Origin of the sequence: Xanthomonas sp. (assembly GCF_017163755.1) — a bacterium.
GTDB lineage: Bacteria > Pseudomonadota > Gammaproteobacteria > Xanthomonadales > Xanthomonadaceae > Xanthomonas_A.
On record NZ_JAFIWC010000001.1, the window covers coordinates 1 to 22,941 of the forward strand.

22 protein-coding genes are annotated in these 22,941 nt (G+C 70.6%); 14 read left to right on the forward strand and 8 right to left on the reverse strand.

What is annotated here, in order from left to right; all coding sequences use genetic code 11:
• Positions 1-265: 265 nt before the first annotated feature.
• The 5 genes from zipA to rpsF form a co-directional block, all read right to left on the reverse strand.
• Positions 266-1,003 (reverse strand): cell division protein ZipA, encoded by a 738-nt coding sequence (gene zipA / locus JR065_RS00005; protein WP_206231261.1) that lies wholly within the window; start codon positions 1,001-1,003, stop codon positions 266-268.
• 58 nt (positions 1,004-1,061) lie between these two features.
• Positions 1,062-4,565: a chromosome segregation protein SMC gene (smc, locus tag JR065_RS00010; protein ID WP_206231262.1), complete on the reverse strand. Its 3,504-nt coding sequence runs from the start codon at positions 4,563-4,565 to the stop codon at positions 1,062-1,064.
• Positions 4,566-4,798: 233 nt separating this feature from the next.
• On the reverse strand, positions 4,799-5,248 hold the full coding sequence (gene rplI, locus JR065_RS00015; RefSeq protein ID WP_206231263.1) for a 50S ribosomal protein L9: 450 nt from the start codon (positions 5,246-5,248) through the stop codon (positions 4,799-4,801).
• 195 nt (positions 5,249-5,443) lie between these two features.
• Positions 5,444-5,674, reverse strand: a complete 231-nt coding sequence (gene rpsR / locus JR065_RS00020) for a 30S ribosomal protein S18 (protein WP_005926280.1) — start codon at positions 5,672-5,674, stop codon at positions 5,444-5,446.
• A gap of 11 nt (positions 5,675-5,685) precedes the next feature.
• On the reverse strand, positions 5,686-6,120 hold the full coding sequence (gene rpsF, locus JR065_RS00025; RefSeq protein ID WP_206231264.1) for a 30S ribosomal protein S6: 435 nt from the start codon (positions 6,118-6,120) through the stop codon (positions 5,686-5,688).
• A gap of 409 nt (positions 6,121-6,529) precedes the next feature.
• Here rpsF and JR065_RS00030 point away from each other — a divergent pair, with 409 nt between their 5' ends.
• Entirely contained in the window at positions 6,530-7,321 is a 792-nt protein-coding gene (locus JR065_RS00030; protein WP_343237218.1) for a 4'-phosphopantetheinyl transferase family protein, read from the forward strand.
• A 15-nt stretch (positions 7,322-7,336) separates the two neighbouring features.
• Here JR065_RS00030 and JR065_RS00035 read toward each other — a convergent pair whose 3' ends face one another.
• On the reverse strand, positions 7,337-7,690 hold the full coding sequence (locus tag JR065_RS00035; RefSeq protein WP_206231265.1) for a HesB/IscA family protein: 354 nt from the start codon (positions 7,688-7,690) through the stop codon (positions 7,337-7,339).
• 140 nt (positions 7,691-7,830) lie between these two features.
• Between JR065_RS00035 and asnS the strand changes: the two genes are divergently transcribed.
• From asnS to JR065_RS00100, 13 genes are all read left to right on the forward strand, one after another.
• Positions 7,831-9,231 (forward strand): asparagine--tRNA ligase, encoded by a 1,401-nt coding sequence (gene asnS, locus JR065_RS00040; RefSeq protein WP_206231266.1) that lies wholly within the window; start codon positions 7,831-7,833, stop codon positions 9,229-9,231.
• A gap of 22 nt (positions 9,232-9,253) precedes the next feature.
• Complete coding sequence (locus tag JR065_RS00045; RefSeq protein WP_206231267.1) at positions 9,254-9,559, forward strand: hypothetical protein; 306 nt, start codon at positions 9,254-9,256, stop codon at positions 9,557-9,559.
• A complete protein-coding gene (locus JR065_RS00050; RefSeq protein WP_206231268.1) occupies positions 9,556-9,870 on the forward strand; it encodes a hypothetical protein in 315 nt (104 codons plus the stop codon). Before JR065_RS00045 ends, JR065_RS00050 begins: the two co-directional genes overlap by 4 nt.
• A 7-nt stretch (positions 9,871-9,877) precedes the next feature.
• On the forward strand, positions 9,878-10,507 hold the full coding sequence (locus tag JR065_RS00055; protein ID WP_206231269.1) for an FMN-binding negative transcriptional regulator: 630 nt from the start codon (positions 9,878-9,880) through the stop codon (positions 10,505-10,507).
• 143 nt (positions 10,508-10,650) lie between these two features.
• Positions 10,651-11,460, forward strand: coding sequence for an endonuclease VIII (gene nei / locus JR065_RS00060; RefSeq protein WP_206231270.1), 810 nt, complete (start codon positions 10,651-10,653; stop codon positions 11,458-11,460).
• 198 nt (positions 11,461-11,658) lie between these two features.
• Positions 11,659-12,321 carry a carbonate dehydratase gene (gene can / locus JR065_RS00065; protein WP_206231271.1) on the forward strand — a complete coding sequence of 221 codons (663 nt, stop codon included), beginning with the start codon at positions 11,659-11,661 and terminating at the stop codon, positions 12,319-12,321.
• A gap of 43 nt (positions 12,322-12,364) precedes the next feature.
• Positions 12,365-12,889, forward strand: a complete 525-nt coding sequence (locus JR065_RS00070) for a 3-hydroxyanthranilate 3,4-dioxygenase (protein WP_206231272.1) — start codon at positions 12,365-12,367, stop codon at positions 12,887-12,889.
• 37 nt (positions 12,890-12,926) lie between these two features.
• Positions 12,927-15,053: an FUSC family protein gene (locus JR065_RS00075; RefSeq protein ID WP_206231273.1), complete on the forward strand. Its 2,127-nt coding sequence runs from the start codon at positions 12,927-12,929 to the stop codon at positions 15,051-15,053.
• A 30-nt stretch (positions 15,054-15,083) separates the two neighbouring features.
• The gene (gene kynU, locus JR065_RS00080) at positions 15,084-16,355 is read left to right on the forward strand and encodes a kynureninase (protein WP_206231274.1); all 1,272 of its coding nucleotides are present in this window, start codon (positions 15,084-15,086) and stop codon (positions 16,353-16,355) included.
• A gap of 49 nt (positions 16,356-16,404) precedes the next feature.
• Entirely contained in the window at positions 16,405-17,772 is a 1,368-nt protein-coding gene (locus JR065_RS00085; RefSeq protein ID WP_206231275.1) for an FAD-dependent oxidoreductase, read from the forward strand.
• A gap of 150 nt (positions 17,773-17,922) precedes the next feature.
• Positions 17,923-19,362 (forward strand): exodeoxyribonuclease I, encoded by a 1,440-nt coding sequence (gene sbcB, locus JR065_RS00090; protein WP_206231276.1) that lies wholly within the window; start codon positions 17,923-17,925, stop codon positions 19,360-19,362.
• On the forward strand, positions 19,359-20,045 hold the full coding sequence (locus JR065_RS00095) for a DUF2461 domain-containing protein (protein ID WP_206231277.1): 687 nt from the start codon (positions 19,359-19,361) through the stop codon (positions 20,043-20,045). The genes sbcB and JR065_RS00095 overlap by 4 nt, the downstream gene beginning before the upstream one ends.
• A 42-nt stretch (positions 20,046-20,087) precedes the next feature.
• Positions 20,088-20,624, forward strand: a complete 537-nt coding sequence (locus JR065_RS00100; RefSeq protein WP_206231278.1) for a DUF2939 domain-containing protein — start codon at positions 20,088-20,090, stop codon at positions 20,622-20,624.
• A 507-nt stretch (positions 20,625-21,131) separates the two neighbouring features.
• On the opposite strand, the gene JR065_RS00105 is transcribed toward JR065_RS00100, so the two are convergent.
• The gene (locus JR065_RS00105; protein ID WP_206231279.1) at positions 21,132-21,944 is read right to left on the reverse strand and encodes a transferase; all 813 of its coding nucleotides are present in this window, start codon (positions 21,942-21,944) and stop codon (positions 21,132-21,134) included.
• Entirely contained in the window at positions 21,941-22,903 is a 963-nt protein-coding gene (locus tag JR065_RS00110; protein ID WP_206231280.1) for a 5'-nucleotidase, read from the reverse strand. The genes JR065_RS00105 and JR065_RS00110 overlap by 4 nt, the downstream gene beginning before the upstream one ends.
• Positions 22,904-22,941: the final 38 nt, after the last annotated feature.

Consider the following 22,941-nt stretch of genomic DNA (forward strand, 5'->3'; position numbering starts at 1 on the left):
GGACTCGGGACTCGGGACTCGGGACTCGGGACGGCAGGATGATGTCCCGGGGCAAATCGCTGTCAAGCGATTTGATGCAAAAAGTGCCAGTTTCTTTGAAGAAAAAGCGGTTTTTCTAGCTACGGACCAGCCCATTTTTCTGTAGGAGGGGCTTCAGCCCCGACGCCTTACCGGTAGAGCGTCGGGGCTGAAGCCCCTCCTACAGAACAGCGCAAATGCGGTGAATTTGCGAAAATCCCGAGTCCCGAGTCCCGAGTCCCGAGATTCACCAGCGCGGCGCCTTCGTCAACGGCGGCGCCTGGTGCTGGCGGTCGTAGGCGCGCAGGTCGTCGCGGATGTGGGCGATGCGCTGGCGGCCCAGCGCGTTGCGGCTGTCGTCCAGCACCACGCCGTCGAGCAGTTCGCCCATGCGCTGTACGGTGGGCAGCATCTTTTCCCACGCGTCCAGCGCGGTCAGCGGCGCCGGCAGGGTCAGAAAGAACGCGATCGCCGGCGTCTCCATCTCGCGGATGTGCGCCATGTCGAAGCTGCCCGGCTTCATGATGCTGGCCATGCTGAAGATCGGACCGCGTTCCGGGTGGCCTTCGATCAGGCGATGGAACACGTTCATGTGGCCGAACACCAGGCCGGTCTTTTCCGCGGCCACGACGATGTCTTCGCCGCGCAGCACCTGTCCGGCGCGCGCGGCGACGTACAGCGAGACGATCTTGTCGAAGTCCTGGCTGGGCCGCTTGCCCAGGTCGGTGCCAGCGGCATCGGCATCGGCCTGGGCCAGGCCCAGTTCGGGCTGGCTGGGGGCAGCGTCGCCGGCCGGCAGTTCGTCGAACGCGGCCTGCGGATCGTCGCTGAGCACCGGCTCGCGGCGCGGCTTGGCCGCCGCGTCGGCCGGCTCCACGCGGCGGCCCTGGGTCTGTTTCTTGGGACGACCGAACAGGAAGATCGCCGCGATCAGCAGCAGACCGGCGGCGAGGATGCCGATGCGTAGCATGGCCATGTCGGACATTGAGGGGTTACTCCGGCAAGGTTGCGCAGGGGGAATGGATCTTGTCTAGCATGTCACGTCAGGCTGCGCCCGCCAAACGCGCCGCTTCCTCCAGATCGACGCTGACCAGGCGGCTGACGCCGGGCTCGCGCATGGTGACGCCGCTGAGCTGGTGCGCCGCTTCCATCGTCGCCTTGTTGTGGCTGACGAACAGGAACTGCACCTTCTCGCTCATCTCCTTGACCATCGCCGCCAGGCGGCCGACGTTGGCTTCGTCCAGCGGCGCATCGACCTCGTCGAGCAGGCAGAACGGCGCCGGGTTGAGCTGGAAGATCGCGAACACCAGCGCCACCGCGGTCATCGCCTTCTCGCCGCCGGACAGCAGCGAGATGCTGGACACGCGCTTGCCCGGCGGGCGCGCCATGATCGCCACGCCGGTGTCGAGCAGGTCTTCGCCGGTCAACTCCAGATAGGCGTGGCCGCCGCCGAACAGGCGCGGATACAGCGCCTGCACGCCGGAATTGACCCGGTCGAAGGTGTCCTTGAAGCGGCCGCGGGTTTCGCGGTCGATCTTGCGGATCGCCTCTTCCAGCGTCTCCAGCGCGGTGGTCAGGTCGGCGTTCTGCGCCTCCAGGTACTCGGCGCGCTGCGAGGCCTCGCCGTATTCGCTGATCGCCGCCAGGTTGACCGGCTCCAGGCGGCGCATGCGCGCGTCGATCTGCTGCACCGCCTGCTCCCACTCGGCCGCGTCGGCCTGCTCGGGCAGCGTGTTGATCACGTCCTCCAGCACGAAGCCGGCCTTGACCACCGCCGCCGACAGCTGCTCGGCGCTGAGCACCAGCGCCTGCTGGTCGAGGCGGCGCTGGGCGATGCGCTCGCGCTGCGCCAGCGCCTGCTCGTCGCGCTGCTGGCGGGTCTGCTCGAACGTGCGCAGTTCGTTGTCGACGCTGTCGAGCAACGCGCGCGCCTCGCCGAGCACGCGGTCGGTGCGCACGCGCTCGCTCAATGCGGCCTGGTGTTCGGCTTCCAGCGCGTGCACCGGCGAATCGCCTTCGGTCAGCTGCGCGCTCAGTTCGCCCAGGCGCGAATCCAGCTGCCCGCGCTGGCTGCCCATGCGCTCCAGCGCCTGGCTCAGCGAGGAAATCTGCGCGCGCTGCGATTCCAGGGTCAGCGCCAGCGCGTGCGCGGCGTCGCGCACCCGGCGCGCGGCGTCGCGCGCCAGGTCGCGCGCCTCGGTGAACTGGCGGCGCTCGCTTTCCAGCTGCTGCCGCGCGCCCTCCAGGTCGCCCATGCGGGTGACCGCGTCTTCCAGCCGCGAACGCGCCTCGCGCGCCTGCTCGCGGCTGCTGTCCAGCGTCTCCACCAGCTGCGCGATCTCGCCTTCGATGCGTTCGATGCGGGTGCGCGCGGCATCGACCTTGCCCTGCTGGCTCTGCAGCTGGCCGGCCAGTTCGGACACGCTGCGATGGGCCAGGTACAGCTGGCGCTGCGCGTCCTCGCGCTGCTGCTCGGCCGCCAGCAACTGGTCGCGGTAGCCGGCCAGGCGCTGCTCGAGTTCGGCCTCGCGCTCCTGCAGCGCGTCGATCTGCCCGCGCAGGGTCTGGATCTCGCGCTCGCGCAGCAGCGCGCCCTGCTTGGCCGCGCCGGAGCGCGACACGCGCAACCAGCCCTCGCCCAGGCGCGCACCGTCGCGGGTGATGACCGAATCGCCCTCGCCCAGCTGCGGCAGCAGGGCGCGCGCGGCGGCCAGGTCCTCGGCCGCGTGCAGCCGCGACAGCAGCCGGCGGATCGCGATCGGGCCCTGCACCTTGGCCGCCAGCGAGGTCGGCGCGAAGCTGCCGGCTTCCTCGTCGCTGCTGACCAGCGCGATGCGGCCTTCGCCCAGTTCGCCCAACGCGTCGACCAGGGTTTCCGGCGCCTGGACCAGCACGCCCTCGATCAATTGCCCGAGCGCGCCTTCGACCGCGTTTTCCCAACCGCTCTCCACGCTGAGCCGTTCGCCCACGCGCGCGGCCGAATCCAGCCCGCGCGCCTTCAGCCATGCCACCGCCGCGCCCTGCTCCTGGCCCAGCGCGGCCTGCTGCAGGGTTTCCAGCGACGACAGCCGGCCGCGCGCGGCCTGCGCCTGCTTGCGCACCTCGGCCAGTTCTGACTGCGCGCCGCGCTGCTGCTCCTGCAGCGCCGACACCGCCTGCTTGCGCGCCTCGACCTGCTCGTTGAGCCCATCCAGCGCCGTCCGCTGCGTCTCGTGCTGCAGCTCGACCTGCTCGAACGCCGCGGCCAGCGCGTCCAGGTCCAGCCCGGCGCGCTCGGCGGCCAGGGCCTCGCGGCGCCGCTCGGCCTCCAGCGACTGCCGGTCCAGATAGTCGACGCGGGTGCGCTCCACTTCGCCGGCGCGTGAGGACTCGGCCGCGTCGCGCTGGTGCGCTTCCCAGCGCTGCTGCCAGTCGGCCAGCCTGGCCTCGGCCTCGCGCAGGGCTTCCTGTTTGTATTCGTTGTCTTCCTGCAGTTGCTCCAGCTGCGGCTCGGCCACGTCGACCGATTCGCGCAGCAGCGCCAGCTTGGCCTCGTCGCCGCTGATGTGCTGGCCCAGCTCGGCCAGCGCCGCCTGGGTCTCGTCGCGCGCCTTGTGCAGGCGCTGCGACAGGTCGCGCTGGTGCTGGATCTGCTGCTCGATGCGGGCCAGGGTGCTGCCGACCCGGTAGACCTCGGCCTGGGCCTGGTTCAGCGCCTCGGCGGCTTCCTCGCGGCGCGCGCGCCCGGTCTCGATCCGCGCCTCGGCATCGCGCTGCTCGGCGATGAACTGCTGCAGGCGGGTCTCCTCCTGGCTCAGCGCTTCGCGCAGGCCCTGCAGCTTGCCGTCCAGGCCGCGGTATTCCAGCGCCTTCCACTGCGCGTCCTTGACCCGGCGCTCTTCCTGCAGCGCCTGGTACTGCTCGGCCTGCCGCGCCTGGCGCTTGAGGTGCTCGAGCTGCTTGCCGATCTCCTCGCGCAGGTCGCCCAGCCGCTCCAGGTTCTCGCGGGTGTGGCGGATGCGGGTCTCGGTCTCCTTGCGCCGCTCCTTGTACTTGGAGATGCCGGCCGCCTCCTCCAGGTACACGCGCAGGTCTTCCGGGCGCGCCTCGATGATCTGGCTGATCATGCCCTGCTCGATGATCGAGTAGCTGCGCGGGCCCAGGCCGGTGCCCAGGAACAGGTCGGTGATGTCGCGGCGCCGGCACTTGGTGCCGTTGAGGTAGTAGCTGCTGCTGCCGTCGCGGCTGACCTGGCGCTTGACCGAGATCTCGTTGAACGAGGCGTACTCGCCGGAGATGGTGTGGTCGGAATTGTCGAAGATCAGTTCCACCGTGGCCTGCGACACCGGCTTGCGCGCCGAGGAGCCGGAGAAGATCACGTCGGTCAGCGAATCGCCGCGCAGGCGGCTGGCCGAACTCTCGCCCATCACCCAGCGCACCGCGTCGATGATGTTCGACTTGCCGCAGCCGTTCGGACCGACGATGCCGGTCATGTTGGTCGGCAGGTGCAGCGTGGTCGGATCGACGAAGGACTTGAAGCCGGACAGCTTGATGGTGGACAGGCGCATGGGGCAGGCAATCCAGGCAGTGCGGCCGGCGTGCCGGCGACGGCTGCCGCTAATGAATATCCAGGTGAGGTACTACTTCCAAGCCATTGATACCACTGCGGTTGAATGGACGGGAAAGTGGTACGGATCGGTGAGTATAGCGGCACCGGCCGGCCGCGGGGCCGGCACCGGGCGGCGCAAACGAAACGGGCACCTTGCGGCGCCCGTTTCGGTATTGCTGCGTCGGCCGGGGATCAGGCTTCGGCTTCGACGACCACCTTGACCGTGGCCTCGACGTCGGCGTGCAGGCGCACCAGCACGTCGTACTCGCCGATGTTGCGGAACGCGCCTTCGCCCAGCACCACTTCGCCCTTTTCCAGCGGCAGGCCGGCGGCGGTGAACGCCTCGGCGATGTCGCGCGGGCCGACCGAGCCGTACAGCTTGCCTTCGGTCGAAGCGTTGGCCTTGACGGTCACGCTGGCGCCTTCCAGCTTGGCCGCGCGGGCCTCGGCGTCGGCGTGGATCGACTGCGCCTTGGCTTCGTACTCGGCGCGCTTGGCTTCGAACTCGGCGATGTTGGCGGCGGTGGCCGGCACGGCCTTGCCCTGCGGCACCAGGTAGTTGCGGCCATAGCCCGGCTTGACGTCGACCTTGTCGCCGAGCCCGCCCAGGTTGGTCACTTTCTGCAGGAGAATCAGTTGCATGGTGTTGCTCCGTTATTCGTTAGCGCCGGCCAGGCCGGCGCAACGCTTGCTGTCCGAATAGGACGGGGATGGGATTGCCGGGAATCGGGAATGGAGCACCGGGAGTGGAAAAATCCCCGCCGAAGCCAAGCTATTCCTTAAATAACCCGCACATGGATGTGCGGGCTCTTTCCGAGGGACTCGGATCAACTCACATCAAATATCGTGGTTGTCCGTGTACGGGATCAGCGCCAGGAAACGCGCGCGCTTGACCGCCGTGGCCAGCTGGCGCTGGTACTTGGACTTGGTGCCGGTCACGCGGCTCGGCACGATCTTGCCGTTCTCGGTGAGGTACTGGCGCAGGGTGTTGAGATCCTTGTAGTCGATCTCCTTGACGCCCTCGGCGGTGAACTTGCAGAACTTGCGACGACGGAAGAACTTGGACATGGCAGTGCTCCTTAAGCGGCTTCGGCGGCGTCGCCGTCGGTATCGGTGGCAGCGACGGGCGCATCGCCCTCATCGTCGTCGCGACGACGGCGCTCACCGCGCTCGGGCTTGTCGCCCTTCTCGTCCTTGCTCTTCATGATCAGCGACTGCTCGGTGTCCGGGCCGTCGCGCTTGATCACCAGGTGGCGCAGCACCGCGTCGTTGAAGCGGAAGCTCTCGACCAGCTCGCTCAGGATGGCCTGGTCCACTTCGATGTTGAGCATGACGTAGTGGGCCTTCACCAGGTTCTGGATCGGGTACGCCAGCTGGCGGCGGCCCCAGTCTTCCAGGCGGTGGATGGTGCCGTTGCCGCCCTCGACCAGCGACTTGTAGCGCTCGATCATGGCCGGGACCTGCTCGCTCTGGTCCGGATGGACCAGGAACACGATTTCGTAATGACGACTCATGTGGTTGTACCTTTCGGATGTGGCCCGAGGGCCGGACAGCCCCCCGTGAGACCCGGACTGGGTGCGGTGGGGCAAGGGTTCCCGCCACGACGGGCGCAGGAAGCCGGAAAGTATGGCAGCGCAGGCGGCGCGCCGCAAGGACCGGGGTTACGCTCGCCCAATGCAGCCCGTAGCCTGCTGACCGCAGCGCGACCGAGATCGCCACTCCAGGCCGCCGTCGGTTTTGCGACACTGGCCAGGTGAATCCCCTTTCCCTTGCCATCTCGAGCGCCGCGGCCACTGCACGGCGGCCTTCCCTGCCCGCTCCCGCAGGCCGCGAGCGCGTGCCCAGGCCCGCACGGAAGGGTCGCACCGCAAGGGACGCTGCGCCGCATTGCCCGCTGCGCGCCCCGCCCGCAGGACTCGCCCAGTGAGCGCCGACCTGCTCGCCAGCCCCTCTGGCACCCATGCCGGCCAGCCGCTGCGGCTGGACCTGCCGCCAGCGGTTGTCACGGCCCTGCGCAGCGCGCGGCGCTACCTGCTGGACAACGGCATGCCGCTGTACGCGCTGGCCTTCGATGCCGGGCGCTTCCAGCCGCAGGCCTTCGCCGCCGCGGCGATCGCCTGCCCGGACAGCGTGGCGCGCAGCGTGCGCAAGCGCCAGGCGGAGTTCCTGTTCGGGCGCTTGGCCGCGCGGCTGGCGCTGGGCGAGGCGCTCGGCTCGGCGCAGGCGCAGGCCGAGATCGCGATCGGTGCAGCGCGCGCACCATGTTGGCCGGCCGGCAGCCTGGGCAGCATTTCCCACAGCGACGGCTGCGCGGCGGCAGTGGCGCTGCCGGCCAGCCAGGCCCGTGGCATCGGCATCGACCTGGAACGGCTGCTCGCGCCCGCCGCGCGCGAGGCCGTGCTGGGCGTGGCGATCGATGCGGCGGAGGCGGCCCTGCTGGCGGCGGCTGCCGACGCGCAATGGCCGCACGATGCGTTGCTGACCGCGCTGTTCTCGGCCAAGGAAAGCCTGTTCAAGGCCGCGTTCGGTGCGGTCGGGCGTTATTTCGACTTCGCCGCGGCCCGCGTGTGCGCGGTCGATCTGGGGCAACAGCGCTTGCGCCTGCGGCTGACCGAGACGCTATGCGCGCAGTTCGTCGAGGGACAGGTCTGCGAGATCGGCTTCAGGCGCCTGGACCTGGATCCGCAGCTGGTGCTGACCCACTACGCGTGGTGAGCGCGGCGCGTGCGCTCAGGACGCGGCGGCGGACGCGTGCTCGGCGGCGGTGGTGAAGCTCTCGCCGCAGCCGCATTCGGCGGTGGCGTTGGGGTTGCGGAAGATGAACGTCTCGCTCAGACCCTGCCTGGCGAAGTCGATCTCGGTGCCGTCGACCAGCGGCAGGCTGTCGGCGTCGACGTAGATGCGCACGCCGTCCTGCTCGAACACCGCGTCGCTGGCCTTGGCCTCGCGCGCCAGCTCGGTGACGTGGCCCCAGCCGGAACAGCCGGTGCGGGTCACGCCGAAGCGCAGCCCCAGCGCGCCGGGGGTCTGGGTGACGAAACGCTGCACGCGCTCGTAGGCGACAGGGGTGAGATGGATGGCCATGCGTAGGACTCCGGGGACTGCGAACGATCATTATAGAAGCAAGCCGCGCGGCCGATGTCCGCCGACGCCTCGCAAGCGCCGCTGTTCAGCCAGTACACTTGCCTGTCCCATATCGAGTCGCTGCGGCGAGGATTCAAGTCATGACGGTGGTGAGCGTTGAGCATGCGCTGGCCGGGAAGATCCCGGCGGGCGGCGAGGTGACGGTACGCGGCTGGGTCCGCACCCGGCGCGATTCCAAGGCGGGGCTGTCCTTCGTCAACGTCAGCGACGGCTCCTGCTTCGCGCCGATCCAGGTGGTGGCGCCGGCCGAACTGCCCAACTACGAGTCGGAAGTGAAGCGGCTGACCGCCGGCTGCGCGGTGATCGCGCGCGGGCGCCTGGTCGCCTCGCAGGGCCAGGGCCAGAGCTTCGAGATCCAGGCTGAGGGCATCGAGGTGGTCGGCTGGGTCGAGGATCCGGAAACCTACCCGATCCAGCCCAAGGCGCATTCGCTGGAATTCCTGCGCGAAGTCGCGCACCTGCGCCCGCGCACCAACCTGTTCGGCGCGGTGACCCGCATCCGCAACTGCCTGGCGCAGGCGGTGCACCGCTATTTCCACCAGCACGGCTACAACTGGATCAGCACCCCGATCATCACCACCTCCGACGCCGAGGGCGCCGGGCAGATGTTCCGCGTGTCGACCCTGGACCTGGCCAACCTGCCGCGCGACGGCAAGGGCCAGGTCGACTTCGGCCGCGACTTCTTCGGCAAGGAGACCTTCCTGACCGTGTCCGGCCAGCTCAACGTGGAGGCCTACTGCCTGGCGCTGAGCAAGGTCTACACCTTCGGCCCGACCTTCCGCGCCGAGAACAGCCACACCACCCGCCACCTGGCCGAGTTCTGGATGATCGAGCCGGAGATCGCCTTCGCCGACCTGGCCGAGGACGCGCGGGTGGCCGAGGACTTCCTCAAGTACCTGTTCCGCGCGGTGCTCGAGGAGCGCGGCGACGACCTGGCGTTCATCGCCGAGCGCGTGGACAAGACCGCGATCAGCAAGCTGGAGGCGTTCATCAACTCGCCGTTCGAGCGCATCGAGTACGGCGACGCCATCGCGCTGCTGCAGAAGTCCGGGCACAAGTTCGAGTTCCCCGTGGAATGGGGCCTTGACCTGCAGACCGAGCACGAGCGTTGGCTGACCGAGCAGCACGTGGGCCGGCCGGTGGTGGTGACCAACTATCCCGAGCACATCAAGGCCTTCTACATGCGCCTGAACGACGACGGCAAGACCGTCGCGGCGATGGACGTGCTGGCGCCGGGCATCGGCGAGATCATCGGCGGCAGCCAGCGCGAGGAGCGCCTGGACGTGCTGGACACGCGCATGGTGCAGTTCGGCCTGGACCCGCAGCACTACGGCTGGTACCGCGACTTCCGCCGCTACGGCACGGTGCCGCACGCCGGCTTCGGCCTGGGCTTCGAGCGCTTGGTGGTCTACATCTGCGGGCTGAGCAACATCCGCGACGCCATCCCCTACCCGCGCGCGCCGGGCAGCGCGGAGTTCTAATGCACCCTTGCGAGATCGCCGCATGATCCTGTTCTTCGCCCTGTGCTTCGTCGGCGTGGCGATCGCCGGCTTCAGCGCGTTCGTGATCTTCTGGCCGCTGACCCTGGTGCACATCCGCGACCGGCATCCGGCGCTAGTGGCCGCCTTCGGCGTCGGCGCCTTCCTCAAGCCGGTGGCGCTGGGCTGGCTGCTCGCGCGGCGCTACCGCCCGCTCGGCGACCGCTCGCTGTCCGGGCTGGCGACGCCGGCCTGGCTGTCGCTGCTGACCATCTTCTTCGGCCTGGGCATGGCGGCCCTGCTCTGGCTGCTTTCCCGGGTGACCGCATGAGCTCACATTCCTCCGCCACCGACCAGTGGTTCCTGGCCAGCCTCGGCCGCATCCTGGTATGGGCGCGGCTGCGCGTGCGCGAAGCCGGCACCGCCGAGGTGCTGGACAGCGACGGCAACACCCTCAGCTACGACAGCGAGGACACCGCCCGCGCGGCGCTGTTCGACGCCGAGTTCGTCGCCTTCGACGGCCTGGACGAGGACGATGCGCTGGCGCGCGGCTTCTCGCTGAGCGAGATTTCCCCGCCGCAGGCCGACAACGACGCGGCGCTGCGCGAGCGTATGACCCAGACCCTCGGCACGCGCGCCTGAGCCGGCGGTGTACGCGCCCAAGGCCTTCGTCGAGACCGACCTGCGCGCGCTGGACGCGCTGATCGGGCGCGATCCGTTCGTCACCCTGGTCACCGTCGCCGACGGCCTGCCCTGCGCCACCCCGTTGCCGGTGCTGTACCGCCGCGACGGCGAGCGCGTCGTCATCGAAGGCCACTGGGCGCGCCCGAACCCGCAGTCGCGCCACCACGGCCCGGCGCTGCTGATCGTGCACGGCCCGCACGCCTACGTGTCGCCGGGCTGGTACCCGGACAAGGACGCGATGGCGCGCGTGCCGACCTGGAACTACGCCACCGCGCACCTGCATGGGCAATTGCAGGTCAGCGACGACGAAGCGCTGCTGGCCGACCTCGTGGCGCGGCTCAGCGAGCGCCACGAGACCGCGATCGGCAGCGACTGGCGCTACGAGCCCGACAACGACGCGCACCGGCGCCAGCTGCGCGGCATCGTCGGCTTCCGCTTCGAACCGGAGCGGGTGGAGCTGAAGTTCAAGCTCAGCCAGAATCACCCGCCGGCCAACGTGGCCGCGGTGGCCGCGGCGCTGCAGGCGCAGGCCGATCCGTCGGCGCAGGCGGTGGCGGCGCTGATGCGCGAGCGCTCGCGGCCGCCGGCATCCTGAAGTCGCGCGCGCAGATGCGTACGGGGCGCGACAGGCCCTGCCATTGCCGCCGCGCCCCGCTCCGCCGCAGCCGTCGGTAGCCGACGAATTCCCGCGCGCCACCGCTCACCGACTCTAGACGGTGCGCCTGCTGCAATCGGCGCATGCCCGAAGGCCCCGAAACCCACCACGTCGCCGACCTGCTCAACCAGGCGCTGGCCGGCAGGCCGCTGCACCAGGTGCGGCTCGCGCTGCCGGCGCTGGAAGGCTATCCGTCGCGCCTGCGCGGCCACCGCGTCGAGGCCTTCGAGGCGGTGGGCAAGGCGCTGCTCGGCCACTTCGACAATGCGCTGACCCTGTTCGCCCATAGCCAGCTGACCGGCGTGTGGCGGATCGGCCCGCCGGCGCAGATCCTGGCCGGCGCCGAGCGCGCGCGGGTAGTGCTGGTCGCCGACGATGCCGCCGCGGCGCTGTTCGCCGCGCTGTGGGTGGAGGTATGGCCGAGCGCCGAGATCGCCGCGCACCCGTTCCTGTCCAGGCTCGGCCCCGACGTGCTCGCCGCGCACACCACCGCGGCGCTGTTCGCGCACCGGATGCAAAGCGCGCCGTTCGCCCGGCGCAGCCTGGCGGCGTTGCTGCTGATGCAGGAGTTCGCCGCCGGCATGGGCAACTACCTGCGCTCGGAAGTGCTGTTCCAGGCGCGGCTGGCGCCGCAGCGCAAGCCCACCGAGCTCGCCGCCGCCGAACGCGACGCCCTGGCCCATGCGCTGCTCGAGGTGCCACGGCGCGCCTACCGGGCCAAGTTCGAGGACGCTGCCGGCATCGGCGAGCACTATCTTGCGCAGACCGCGCCGGGCTTCCGCTTCCAGGTGTTCGAGCGCCAGGGCCAGCCCTGCCCCGCCTGCGGCGGCCCGATCGTCATGCAACGCGTGGCCTCGCGGCGCCTGTATCTATGCCCGCACTGCCAACATTGACGCCGCGCGCGGCAGCCTCGCCCGCAGGTGGCGGCCGCAAACGCCGCTAGGCTGCCGTTCACCCTCACGCGTTCGTGGCCCGATCCGCCCCGCGTGCGCGGCGAGGCAGTTCCGGGGAACGCGTTTCTGGCAGCGCCGAGCCGAACGCTCAGCGATGCGCTCCCACCACGCTGCCGGCTTCTGGGATAATGCGCGCCCATGAGCACAATCGATCAGTTGCTGGAAAACAATCGCGCCTGGGCCGACCGCATCAGCCGCGAGGACCCGGAGTTCTTCACCCGCCTGTCCAAGCAGCAGACGCCCGAGTACCTGTGGATCGGCTGCTCCGATTCGCGGGTGCCGGCGAACCAGATCATCGACATGGCGCCGGGCGAGGTGTTCGTCCACCGCAACATCGCCAACGTGGTGGTGCATACCGACCTGAACTGCCTGTCGGTGATCCAGTTCGCGGTGGAAGTGCTGAAGGTGCGGCACATCCTGGTGGTGGGCCATTACGGCTGCGGCGGCGTGCACGCCGGACTGACCCGCGCGCGCCTGGGCCTGGTCGACAACTGGATCCGCCACGTCACCGACGTGGCCGAGAAGCACGAGGCCTGCCTGCACCGCGCCGGCGACCTGCCGCTGCAGCATGCGCGGCTGTGCGAGCTCAACGTGCTCGAGCAGGTGGTCAACGTCAGCCGCACCTCGATCGTGCGCGACGCGTGGAGCCGCGCCCAGCCGCTGAGCGTGCACGGCTGGGTCTACAGCCTGCGCGACGGGCGCGTGCACGACCTGGGCATCGACCTGGACGACATCGACGAACTGCCGGCGCGCTACGATGCCGCGCTGGCCCGCATCAGCCAGGACCGCCACGACCGCTGAGCGGCCACGCCCCCGCGCCACGGCGCTCCCGCAAGGACATCCCATGCTCCCCGCGCCGCTGAACCTGCACGCCTGGATCGACGAACACCGGCACCTGCTCAAGCCGCCGGTCGGCAACAAGTGCGTCTACGCCGGCGACTTCATCGTGATGGTGGTCGGCGGGCCGAACGCGCGCAGCGACTTCCACTACGACGAAGGCCCGGAGTGGTTCTACCAGCTCGAAGGCGAGATGGTGCTGAAGATCCAGGAGGACGGCGCGGTGCGCGAGATCCCGATCCGCGCCGGCGAGACCTTCCTGCTGCCGCCGAAGATGCCGCATTCGCCGCAGCGCATGCCCGACTCGGTCGGCCTGGTGATCGAACGCCGGCGCCTGCCGCACGAGAACGACGGCCTGCTGTGGTTCTGCGAATCGTGCAACCACCTGCTGTACGAAGAGTACTTCCCGCTGCGCGACATCGAGACGGACTTCCCGCCGGTGTTCGCGCGCTTCCACGCCTCCGAGGCGCTGCGCACCTGCGGCCGCTGCGGGCAGGTGCACCCGTTGCCGGCGCCCGCCGCCGCGCCGTGAGCGCACGCGCCATCCAGGATCCGCCCGTCCGGCCGCGATGCTGCGCAGCCTGATCGCGCTCAAGCCGCGCGACGTGCCGGTGCGCGTCGCCCTGCGCAACACCTTCGCGGTGGTCGCGCCGCTGGCGCTCGGCGTGGCCAGCGGGCATACCTCGATCGGCCTGGCGGTGGCCACCGGCGCGCTGAACACGATGTTCTCCGACCAGCCCGGCCCGTACCGGGCGCGGATGCAACGCATGCTGATGTCGGCGCTGGCGGCCGGCGGCGCCGCGCTGCTGGGCATGCTGGTCGGCGCCCATACCCCGGCGTTGGCGGCCGCGGCGCTGCTGCTGGGCCTGGGCGGCGGCCTGCTGGTGGCGCTGGGCCCGGTCGCGGCGCGGGTCGGGCTGACCAGCATGATCCTGCTGGTGATCAGCGCCGACGTGCGCCTGCCAGCGGCGCAGGGCGTGGGCGTGGCCGCGCTGATCTTCGCCGGCGGCGTGCTGCAGATGCTGATGGCGCTGGCTGCCTGGCCGCTGCGGCGCTACCGCCCGGAGCGTTTCGCCCTGGCCGAGCTGATGCGCCAGCTGGCCGGCATCGCGCGGCAGCGGCCGGAGGCCACGCAGGCGCCGCCGGCGACCGAGGCGGTGCTCGAGGCGATGGTGATGCTGCACGGCGAACACCGCTCGCGAGGGCTGGCGGTGCAGTCGTTCCGGATCATCGCCGAGCTGTGCGAGCGCACCCGGCTGGAACTGCTGACCCTGGCCGACCTGCACGCGCGCCTGGGCGAATCGCCGGCGCGGCTGCCGATCGAGCGCGTGCTCGAACGCAGCGCGGTGGTGCTGATGCAACTGGCCTATGCGCTGGACAGCGCCGAGGATCCGGCCGCCGCCGAGGCGTCGATGACCGGTTTCGACGACCTGGTGGAAGCGCTGGCGCAGGTCCAGGCCGACGCCGGGCAGACCCGCGAGCGGCGCCTGCTACGCATCGCCGTGGCGCGCGCGCAGGGCCTGGGCGGACAGCTGCGCGCGCTGGTGCGCAACGGCCACTGGGCCAGCAGCCGCGGCGAGATCCAGGCCGAACTGGCCGAAGCGAAGCTGCCGGCGGCGCTGCGCCCGCTGGCGCCGCTGCAGACGCTGCGCGCCAACCTGACCTTTTCGTCGGTGGCATTCCGGCATGCGCTGCGCTGCGGCGTGTGCCTGAGCCTGGCGGTGCTGTTCGCGCGCTGGCAGGCGATCCCGCACGGCTACTGGATCCCGATGACCACCGCGATCGTGCTCAAGCCGGATTTCGGCGGCACCCTGAGCTTCGGCGCGCTGCGCGTGGCCGGCACCTTCGCCGGCCTGCTGCTGGCCACGGTGCTGGCCCACTTCACGATGGACGGCGCGGCGGTGCGGCTGCTGTTGCTGACCGTGTTCTGCCTGGGCTTCCGCCTGCTGACCCAGGTCAACTACGGCCTGGGCGTGGCCTCGCTGACCGGTATGCTGGTGCTGCTGCTGTCCTTCGAGGACGTGGCGCCCGGCGCGGCGGTCGGCGCGCGGATCGAGGCCACCGTGCTCGGCAGCGCGCTGGCGCTGTTCGCCTACGCCGCGTGGCCGACCTGGGAGCGGCGGCACATCCGCGCCACGCTGGCGCAGCTGCTACTGACCTACCGCGCGCACCTGCTGGCGCTGCTGGAAGGACGCATGGCGGCGCTGGCCGAGACCCGCGCGGCGGCGCGGACCGCGCGCACCAACGTGCAGGCGTCGATCGAGCGCCTGCGCGGCGAGCCGCGGCGCCGGCGCAACCTGCAGGAACTGAAGCTGGCCGAATCGCTGCTGGCCAACGCCAACCGGCTGATCCGCGCGTCGCTGTCGCTGGAGGCGGTGCTGCGCGACAGCCCGCCGCTGCCGCCGCTGCCGGAACTGGACGGCTTCCGCGCCCAGGCCGCGCAGGCGCTGGCACAGCTGGCCGAGGGCCTCGGCGACGGACGCGCGCCACCGGCGGCGACGCTGCGCCAGGACGAGCGGCGCCTGGCCGACGCGCTGGCCGCGCGCGCCCAGGACGCGGACCAAGCCCCCGCCCTGCTCGCCCTGGCCGATACCTGCGACCGCGTCGCCGACAGCGTCGGCACCCTCACCCACCTGCTGCGCAGCGCGCTGCTGCCACCCGCTGCCGCCGACGAAGCGCTACGCCGCGACCGGTAGACTGTGCCGTCGTCTTGCCACTTGCCGCCGATGAACGAGATCCTGACCCGCACCCACGCCACCGCGCTCGATGCCGCCGACCCGCTGCGCGAGCTGCGCCGCGAATTCCTGTTCCCGCAGCACCAGGGCGCCGACCAGACCTACTTCGTCGGCAACTCGCTCGGCCTGCAGCCGCGCGGCGCGCGCGCCGCGGTGCAGGAGGTGCTGGAGAAATGGTCCACGCTGGCGGTGGAAGGCCACTTCACCGGCGACACCCAGTGGATGACCTACCACGAGCTGCTGGCCGCGCCGCTGGCGCGGCTGGTCGGCGCGCTGCCGCACGAGGTGGTGGCGATGAACACGCTGACGGTGAACCTGCACCTGTTGATGGTGAGCTTCTACCGGCCCACGCGCGAGCGCCCGGCGATCCTGATCGAGGCCGGCGCGTTCCCCTCCGACCAGCACGCGGTGGCCTCGCAGATCCGCTTCCACGGCTTCGATCCGGCCACCGAGCTGATCGAAGTGCAGCCGGACGGCGCCGACGGCACCGTGTCGATGGACGCGATCGAGCGCGCCATCGCCGCGCACGGCCCGCGCCTGGCGCTGCTGCTGTGGCCGGGCGTGCAGTACCGCACCGGCCAGGCCTTCGACCTGGGCCAGGTGGCGCGGCTGGCGCGCTCGGCCGGCGCCAACGTCGGCTTCGACCTGGCGCACGCGGTCGGCAACGTCGCGCTGAACCTGCACGAGGACGCGCCGGATTTCGCGGTGTGGTGCCACTACAAGTACCTCAACGCCGGCCCTGGCGCGGTCGCCGGCGCCTTCGTGCACGAGCGCCACGGCCACGGCGACACGCCGCGCCTGGCCGGCTGGTGGGGCCACGACAAGCGCACCCGCTTCCAGATGGCGCCGGACTTCGTCGCCGCGCCCGGCGCCGACGGCTGGCAGCTGAGCAATCCGCCGATCCTGAGCATGGCGCCGCTGCGCGCGTCGCTGGAACTGTTCGAACGCGCCGGGCTGCCGGCGCTGCGGCGCAAGTCGCTGCAGCTCACCGGCTACCTGGAGACGCTGATCCGCGCGCGCCTGGCCGACACCCTGCAGATCGTCACCCCGGCCGACCCGGCGCAGCGCGGCTGCCAGCTGTCGCTGCGCGTGGCCGGCGGGCGCGCGCGCGGACGCGCGCTGTTCGAGTACCTGCAGTCGGTCGGCGTGCTCGGCGACTGGCGCGAACCGGACGTGATCCGCATCGCGCCGGTGCCGCTGTACAACCGCTACCGCGATGTCTACCGCTTCGTCGAGGAAGTGGAAACCTGGGCCGGCGTCTGAGCCGTCCCGCCTTTCGCGGCGCGTGCCGCCCCTCCTGCCGGATATCTTCTTGAGCGTCGCCTCCCCCCGCAGCATCACCCTGATCGGCGCCGGCCTGGCCGGCTCCCTGCTCGCCATCCTGCTCTCGCGGCAGGGCTGGCGCGTCACCGTCTACGAGCGCCGCGGCGATCCGCGCATCCGCGACTACGAGCGCGGCCGCTCGATCAACCTGGCCCTGGCCGAGCGTGGCCTGCACGCGCTGCGCCAGGCCGGCGCCGACGCCGCGGTGATGGCCAAGGCGGTGATGATGCGCGGGCGCATGGTGCACTTCTCCGATGGCCGCCAGCAGTTGCAGCGCTATGGCCGCGACGACAGCGAGGTGATCTGGTCGGTGCACCGCAACGACCTCAACATCACCCTGCTGGAGCTGGCCGAGCAGGCCGGCGCCACCATCCATTTCTACCGCCGCCTGCACACGGTGGACTTCGACGCCGGCTACGCGCGCTTCATCGACGACCGCGACGACCAGCCGCACGACATCCGCTTCCACAGCATGATCGGCAGCGACGGCGCCGGCTCGGCGCTGCGCGCGGCGATGCAGCGCAAGGCGCCGGTGGCCGAGCACACCGAGTTCCTGGACCATTCGTACAAGGAGCTGGAGATCCCGCCGGGCGCCGACGGCGGCTTCCGCATCGAGGCCAACGCATTGCACATCTGGCCGCGCGGCCACTACATGTGCATCGCCCTGCCCAACGACGAGGGCACCTTCACCGTAACCCTGTTCCTGCCCAACGAGGGCGAGCCGAGCTTCGCCACCACGCGCAGCGGGCAGGAGGCGCTGGCGCTGTTCGCGCGCGATTTCCCCGACGCGCTGCCGCTGATGCCGCAGCTGGCCGAACACTGGGAACAGCATCCGCCCGGCCTGCTCGGCACGCTGAGCCTGGAGCGCTGGCACCTGGACGGGCGCGCGGTGCTGCTCGGCGACGCCGCGCACGCGATGGTGCCATTCCATGGCCAGGGCATGAACTGCGCGTTCGAGGACTGCGTGGCGCTGGCCGCGCACCTGCAGCGCGAATCGGACCTGGGCCGGGCGTACGCCGCGTTCGAGGCCGAGCGCAAGCCCAACGCCCGCGCGATCCAGCAGATGGCGCTGGAGAACTACATCGAGATGCGCGACCGGGTCGGCGACGCCGGGTTCCTGCTGCAGCGCCAGCTCGAGCAGGCGCTGCAGGAGCGCCACCCGACCCGCTTCGTGCCGCACTACACGATGGTCACCTTCCTGCGCACGCCGTACGCGCTGGCGCTGCGGCGCAGCGAGATCCAGCGCGATATCCTGGTGCAGGCCACGCAGGGCCACAGCGACCTGTCGCGGATCGACTGGGCCTGGCTGGAACGCATCGTGCACGCGCGGCTGGCGCCGCTGGACGGCGCGCATTGAGGCGATCTGTCTTACCCTGTAGGAGCGGCTTCAGCCGCGACCGGCATTACCGGTAGCGTTGGTCGCGGCTGAAGCCGCTCCTACAAAAGCGAGACCGCGCGTTTGCATCCGCGGCCGACGCGCACTACCCCACACCGCTCTGGTCCGACCATGCCCGACAGCTTCCTCTTCTACGACCTGGAAACCTTCGGCGCCGACCCGCGCCGCACCCGCATCGCGCAGTTCGCGGCGGTGCGCACCGATGCGGCGCTGAACGTGGTCGAAGAGCCGATCAGCTTCTTCGTGCAGCCGGCCGACGACCTGCTACCGTCGCCGATCGCCACGCTGATCACCGGCATCACCCCGCAGCAGGCGCTGCGCGACGGGGTCAACGAGGCCGACGCGTTCTCGCGCATCGCCGAGCAGATGGCGCGTGCGCAGACCTGCACGCTGGGCTACAACTCGCTGCGCTTCGACGACGAATTCGTGCGCTACGGGCTGTTCCGCAATTTCCACGACCCCTACGAACGCGAATGGCGCGGCGGCAATTCGCGCTGGGACCTGCTGGACATGCTGCGGCTGATGCACGCGCTGCGCCCGGAGGGCATCGTCTGGCCGCGGCGCGAGGACGGCGCCACCTCGTTCAAGCTGGAGCAGCTGGCGCTGGCCAACGACGTGCGCAGCGGCGATGCGCACGAGGCGCTGTCCGACGTCCACGCCACCATCGGCATGGCCAGGCTGTTCCGCGAACGGCAGCCGCGGCTGTGGGACTACGCGCTGAAGCTGCGCGACAAGCGCTTCTGCGGCGGCCTGCTCGACGTGGTGGCGATGAACCCGGTGCTGCACGTGTCGATGCGCTACCCGGCCACGCGCCTGTGCGCCGCACCGGTGCTGCCGCTGGCGCGGCACCCGCGCATCGACAGCCGGGTGCTGGTGTTCGACCTGGAAGGCGACATCGAGCCGCTGCTGCGCTACAGCCCCGAGCAGATCGCCGACCGCCTGTACACGCCGCAGGCCGACCTGCCCGAAGGCGAACAGCGCATCGCGCTGAAGGAAGTGCACCTGAACAAAGCGCCGGCGCTGGTGGCATGGAACCACCTGCGCGAGGACGACTTCGCCCGGCTGTGCATCGATCCGGCGCAGATCCAGGCCAAGGCCGCGCGCCTGCGCCAGGCCGGCCCGGAGCTGGCCGAGAAGGTGCGCCGGGTGTTCGGCAACGAACGCGCCGGCACTGTCGCCGATGCCGACGCCTCGCTGTACGACGGCTTCCTCGCCGACGCCGACAAGCGGCTGATGGCGCAGGTCCGCGCCACGCCGCCGGCGCAACTGGCGCCGCTGGAACACGGCTTCCGCGACCCGCGCCTGCCCGAGCTGCTGTTCCGCTACCGCGCGCGCAACTGGCCGCAGACGCTGTCGATCGTCGAGCAGCTGCGCTGGGACGACTACCGGCGCCAGCGCCTGCAGCACGACAACGAGCTGTCCGAACTCAGCTTCGACGGCTTCTATGCGCAGATCGCCGATCTGCGCCTGGCCCATTCCGACGACGCCGCCAAGCAGCGCCTGCTCGACCAGCTGGCCGCCTGGGGCAAGGACCTGCAACGCACCCTATGACCGCCTACTTCAGCGACGCCAGCTTCAAGTTCCTGCGTGCCCTGGCCCGGCACAACGACAAGGCCTGGTTCAACGAGAACCGGCCCAAGTACGAGGCGCACGTGCGCCAGCCGTTCCTGCGCCTGATCACCGACCTGCAGCCGGACCTGGCCCAGGTCAGCACCCACTTCCAGGCCGACCCGCGCGGCGTCGGCGGCTCGCTGTTCCGCATCCACCGCGACGCGCGCTTTTCCCACGACAAGTCGCCGTACAAGACCTGGCAGGGCGCGCGCCTGTTCCACGAGCGGCGCAAGCTGGTGCCGGCGCCGTCGTTCTACATCCACCTGCAGCCGGGCGAGAGCTTCGTCGGCGCCGGCCTGTGGCATCCGGAACCGGACACGCAGCGCAAGGTGCGCCAGTTCATCTTCGACAACCCCGGCAGCTGGAAGGCCGCCGCGCATGCGCCGAAACTGCGCCGCCGCTTCGACTTCGAGGCCAGCGAGATGCTGGTGCGGCCGCCGCGCGGGTTCCCGCCGGAGTTCGAGTTCATCGACGACCTCAAGCACAAGAACTGGGTGTTCTGGCGCCAGCTCGACGACGCCACCATGACCGGGCCGAAGCTGCGCGCGCTGATCGCCGCCGATCTGGCGACGCTGGGGCCATTCGTGGATTATTTGTGCGCGGCGCTGGATCTGGAATTCTGAAGATACAACGCTCCCTGTAGCTTGCTACCGAAGAGGCACACGATGAAAAAATGGCTGGCATTGCTGTTCCTCGCCCTGCTCGCCCTCGGCGGCTACGTCGTCGCCGGGCCGTACCTGGCGATCCGCGGGATCAGCCAGGCGCTGGAACAGCGCGACGCGGCGGCGCTGGAGCGTTACGTCGACTTCCCCACCCTGCGCGTGAACCTGAAGGCGCAGGTCGACGATGCGCTGCTGCGCCGCGCCGGGCCCGAGCTGCAGGCGGGCCTGTTCGGCGGCGCGCTGCTGTCGCTGGCCGGCAGCGTCAGCGGAATGGGCGTCGATGCGATGGTCACCCCGGCAGGGGTCGCCGCATTGCTGCAGGGCGATGCGCTGTGGAAGCGCGCCCGCGGCGACACCGTGGGCGGCGACACCTACGCGGCGCCGCGTCCGCTGCAACCGCTGCGGCAGGCCGAGCACCGCTTCGAATCGACCTCGCGCTTCGTCGCCACCCTCCACACCGCCGACGGCACCGCGGTGCCGTGCGTGTTCACCCGCGACGGGCTGCGCTGGAAGCTCAGCAATATCCTGCTGCCCCTGTAGGAGCGGCTCTCGTGGCCGCGGGCCATCAGCCGCGACATCGATGCCGGAAGAAATCTTCAGTCGCGACTGATGGCCCGTGGCCAGAGTCCCTACAGGAAGCTTGCGACCGACGCGGTGGGTGCAGGCTTCGCGCCCATCCCACAGATCGCGGAAACCATAGCGACTTCCACCTCCGTTCGTCGCGACTGAAGTCGCTCCCACAAGGACTTGCGGCACGCCAGCTGGCCTGCACTGTGGGAGGGACCTCAGTCCCGACTGCTCGATAGCATCCGCCCCAACAACGTACCGGAACCAGGATGGCATCCGCCTGCGCTCGTCGCGACTGAAGCCGCTCCCACAAGGACTTGCGGCAAGCCAGTTGGCTGCACTGTGGGAGGGACTTCAGTCCCGACTGCTCGATGCATCCGCTCCAACAACGTACCGGAACCAAGATGGTATCCGCCTGCGCTCGTCGCGACTGAAGTCGCTCCCACAGTGACGGGCGACCGACATGCGGAGCGAGGCCGCTCAGCGGCGCCAGGCCGTGGCCTCGAACGCCTGCTGCAGGCGCCGGAACGTCGGCCGCAGCTGCCAGCGCGCCGACCACGGCAGGCGCGCCAGTGCGGCGCCCGTATCCACCACCCGCAGATCGCCGGTCCACGCGAACACCACGAGGTTGTCCATCTCCGGCTCGTCCAGGCGCAGCACGCGGCCATCGAAGACCTGGCGCAGCCAGGCCACGTGCTGGCGGGTGTCGGTGTCGTACAGGTTGATCGCCAATACCCCGTCCTCGCTCAGCGCCGCGCGGCAGGCGGCGTAGAAGCCGGGCGTGGCCAGCGCCGCAGGAATGCCGTCGGCATCGTAGGCGTCGAGCAGCAGCAGGTCGTAGCGCCCGCGCCGCTGCGGCAGCAGGTGCGCCGCATCGCCGTGCTCGGCGCGCAGGCGCGCATCGTCGGCGGGAATGCAGAACGCCTCGCGCAGCGCGAGCACGTCGGCATCGCTCTCGATGGCCTCGATCCGCGCCTGCGGCAGGTGGCGGTAACAGAACTTGGCCTGCGAGCCGCCGCCCAGGCCGACGATGCCGATGCAGCGCGGCGTCGGACGCAGCAGCAGGCCGCCGAGCATGCTGCGGGTGTAGCCCACCTCCAGCAGGTCCGGCCACCAGGTGTACATGCGGCTCTGGGTCACCTCGCCCTTGAACTGCAGGCTGGTGTAGCGCCAGCCGCGCTCGACGTACGGCCTTCCCGGCGCAGGCGCAGGCGCGTGGGCGGCACCGCGCAGCAATGCGCGCAGCCGCGCCAGCCGGCTGCCGCCGCCGCTGGCACGCTTTTCCTCGTTCACGGCTTGGCGATGTCGTTGGCCACGCCGTGCGGCACGTGGCCGGCGGCGACGTGCAGGCGCGCGCTGTCGATGTTGTGCTGCGAATCGTCGAAGAAGATGTCGGCGCCGAACGCCTGCAGGAACGGCCCCTTGTGGCGGCCGCCGAGGAACAGCGCCTCGTCCAGGCGCACGCCCCATTCGCGCAGCGTGCGGATCACCCGCTCGTGCGCCGGCGCCGAGCGCGCGGTGACCAGCGCGGTGCGGATCGGCGATGCCTCGCCCGGCGGGAACGCCGCCTGCAGCGCATGCAGCGCGGACAGGAAATTGCGGAACGGCCCGCCGGTGAGCGGCTCGCGCGCGTTCTCGCGCTCGTGGCGGCCGAACGCCTCCACGCCCTGCTCGCGCGACAGCCGTTCGCCCTCGTCGCCGAAGATCACCGCGTCGCCGTCGAAGGCGATGCGCAGCTGCGTGGGCAGGCGCTCGGAATCGATCACCCCGGCCGCCGCGGCCGCTTCCTGCGCGTGTTCGCCGGGCGGCTTGGGCAGGATGGTAGCCGCGGCGATGCCGTGGCTGAGCGCGCGGCGCACCGATTCGGGGTTGGCTGACAGGAACAGGTCGGTGCCGAACGGCTTGACGTAGGGCCAGGTGGCCTCGCCGGAGGTGAAGGTGGCGCGGACGATGCCCAGGCCGTAGTGCTGGATCGAATTGAAGATGCGCAGCCCGGTGTCGGCCGAGTTGCGCGACAGCAGGATCACCTCCACCCGCGGCGTGTCCGGCGGCGTGCCCTGATTGAGCGCCAGCAGCTTGCGCACCACCGGGAACGCCATGCCCGGCGCCAGCACGTCGTCCTCGTGCTCGCGCTGGTAGGCGCTGTACGCCTCCAGGCCCTGCTGCTCGAACAGCGCATGGCCTTCCTCGAGGTCGAACAGCGCACGCGAGGTGACGGCGACGGTTAGCAGGCGGGGGGAGTTGTCGGACATGGGGATTCGCGGGCTGGAGCGACGGGACCGGGGACCGG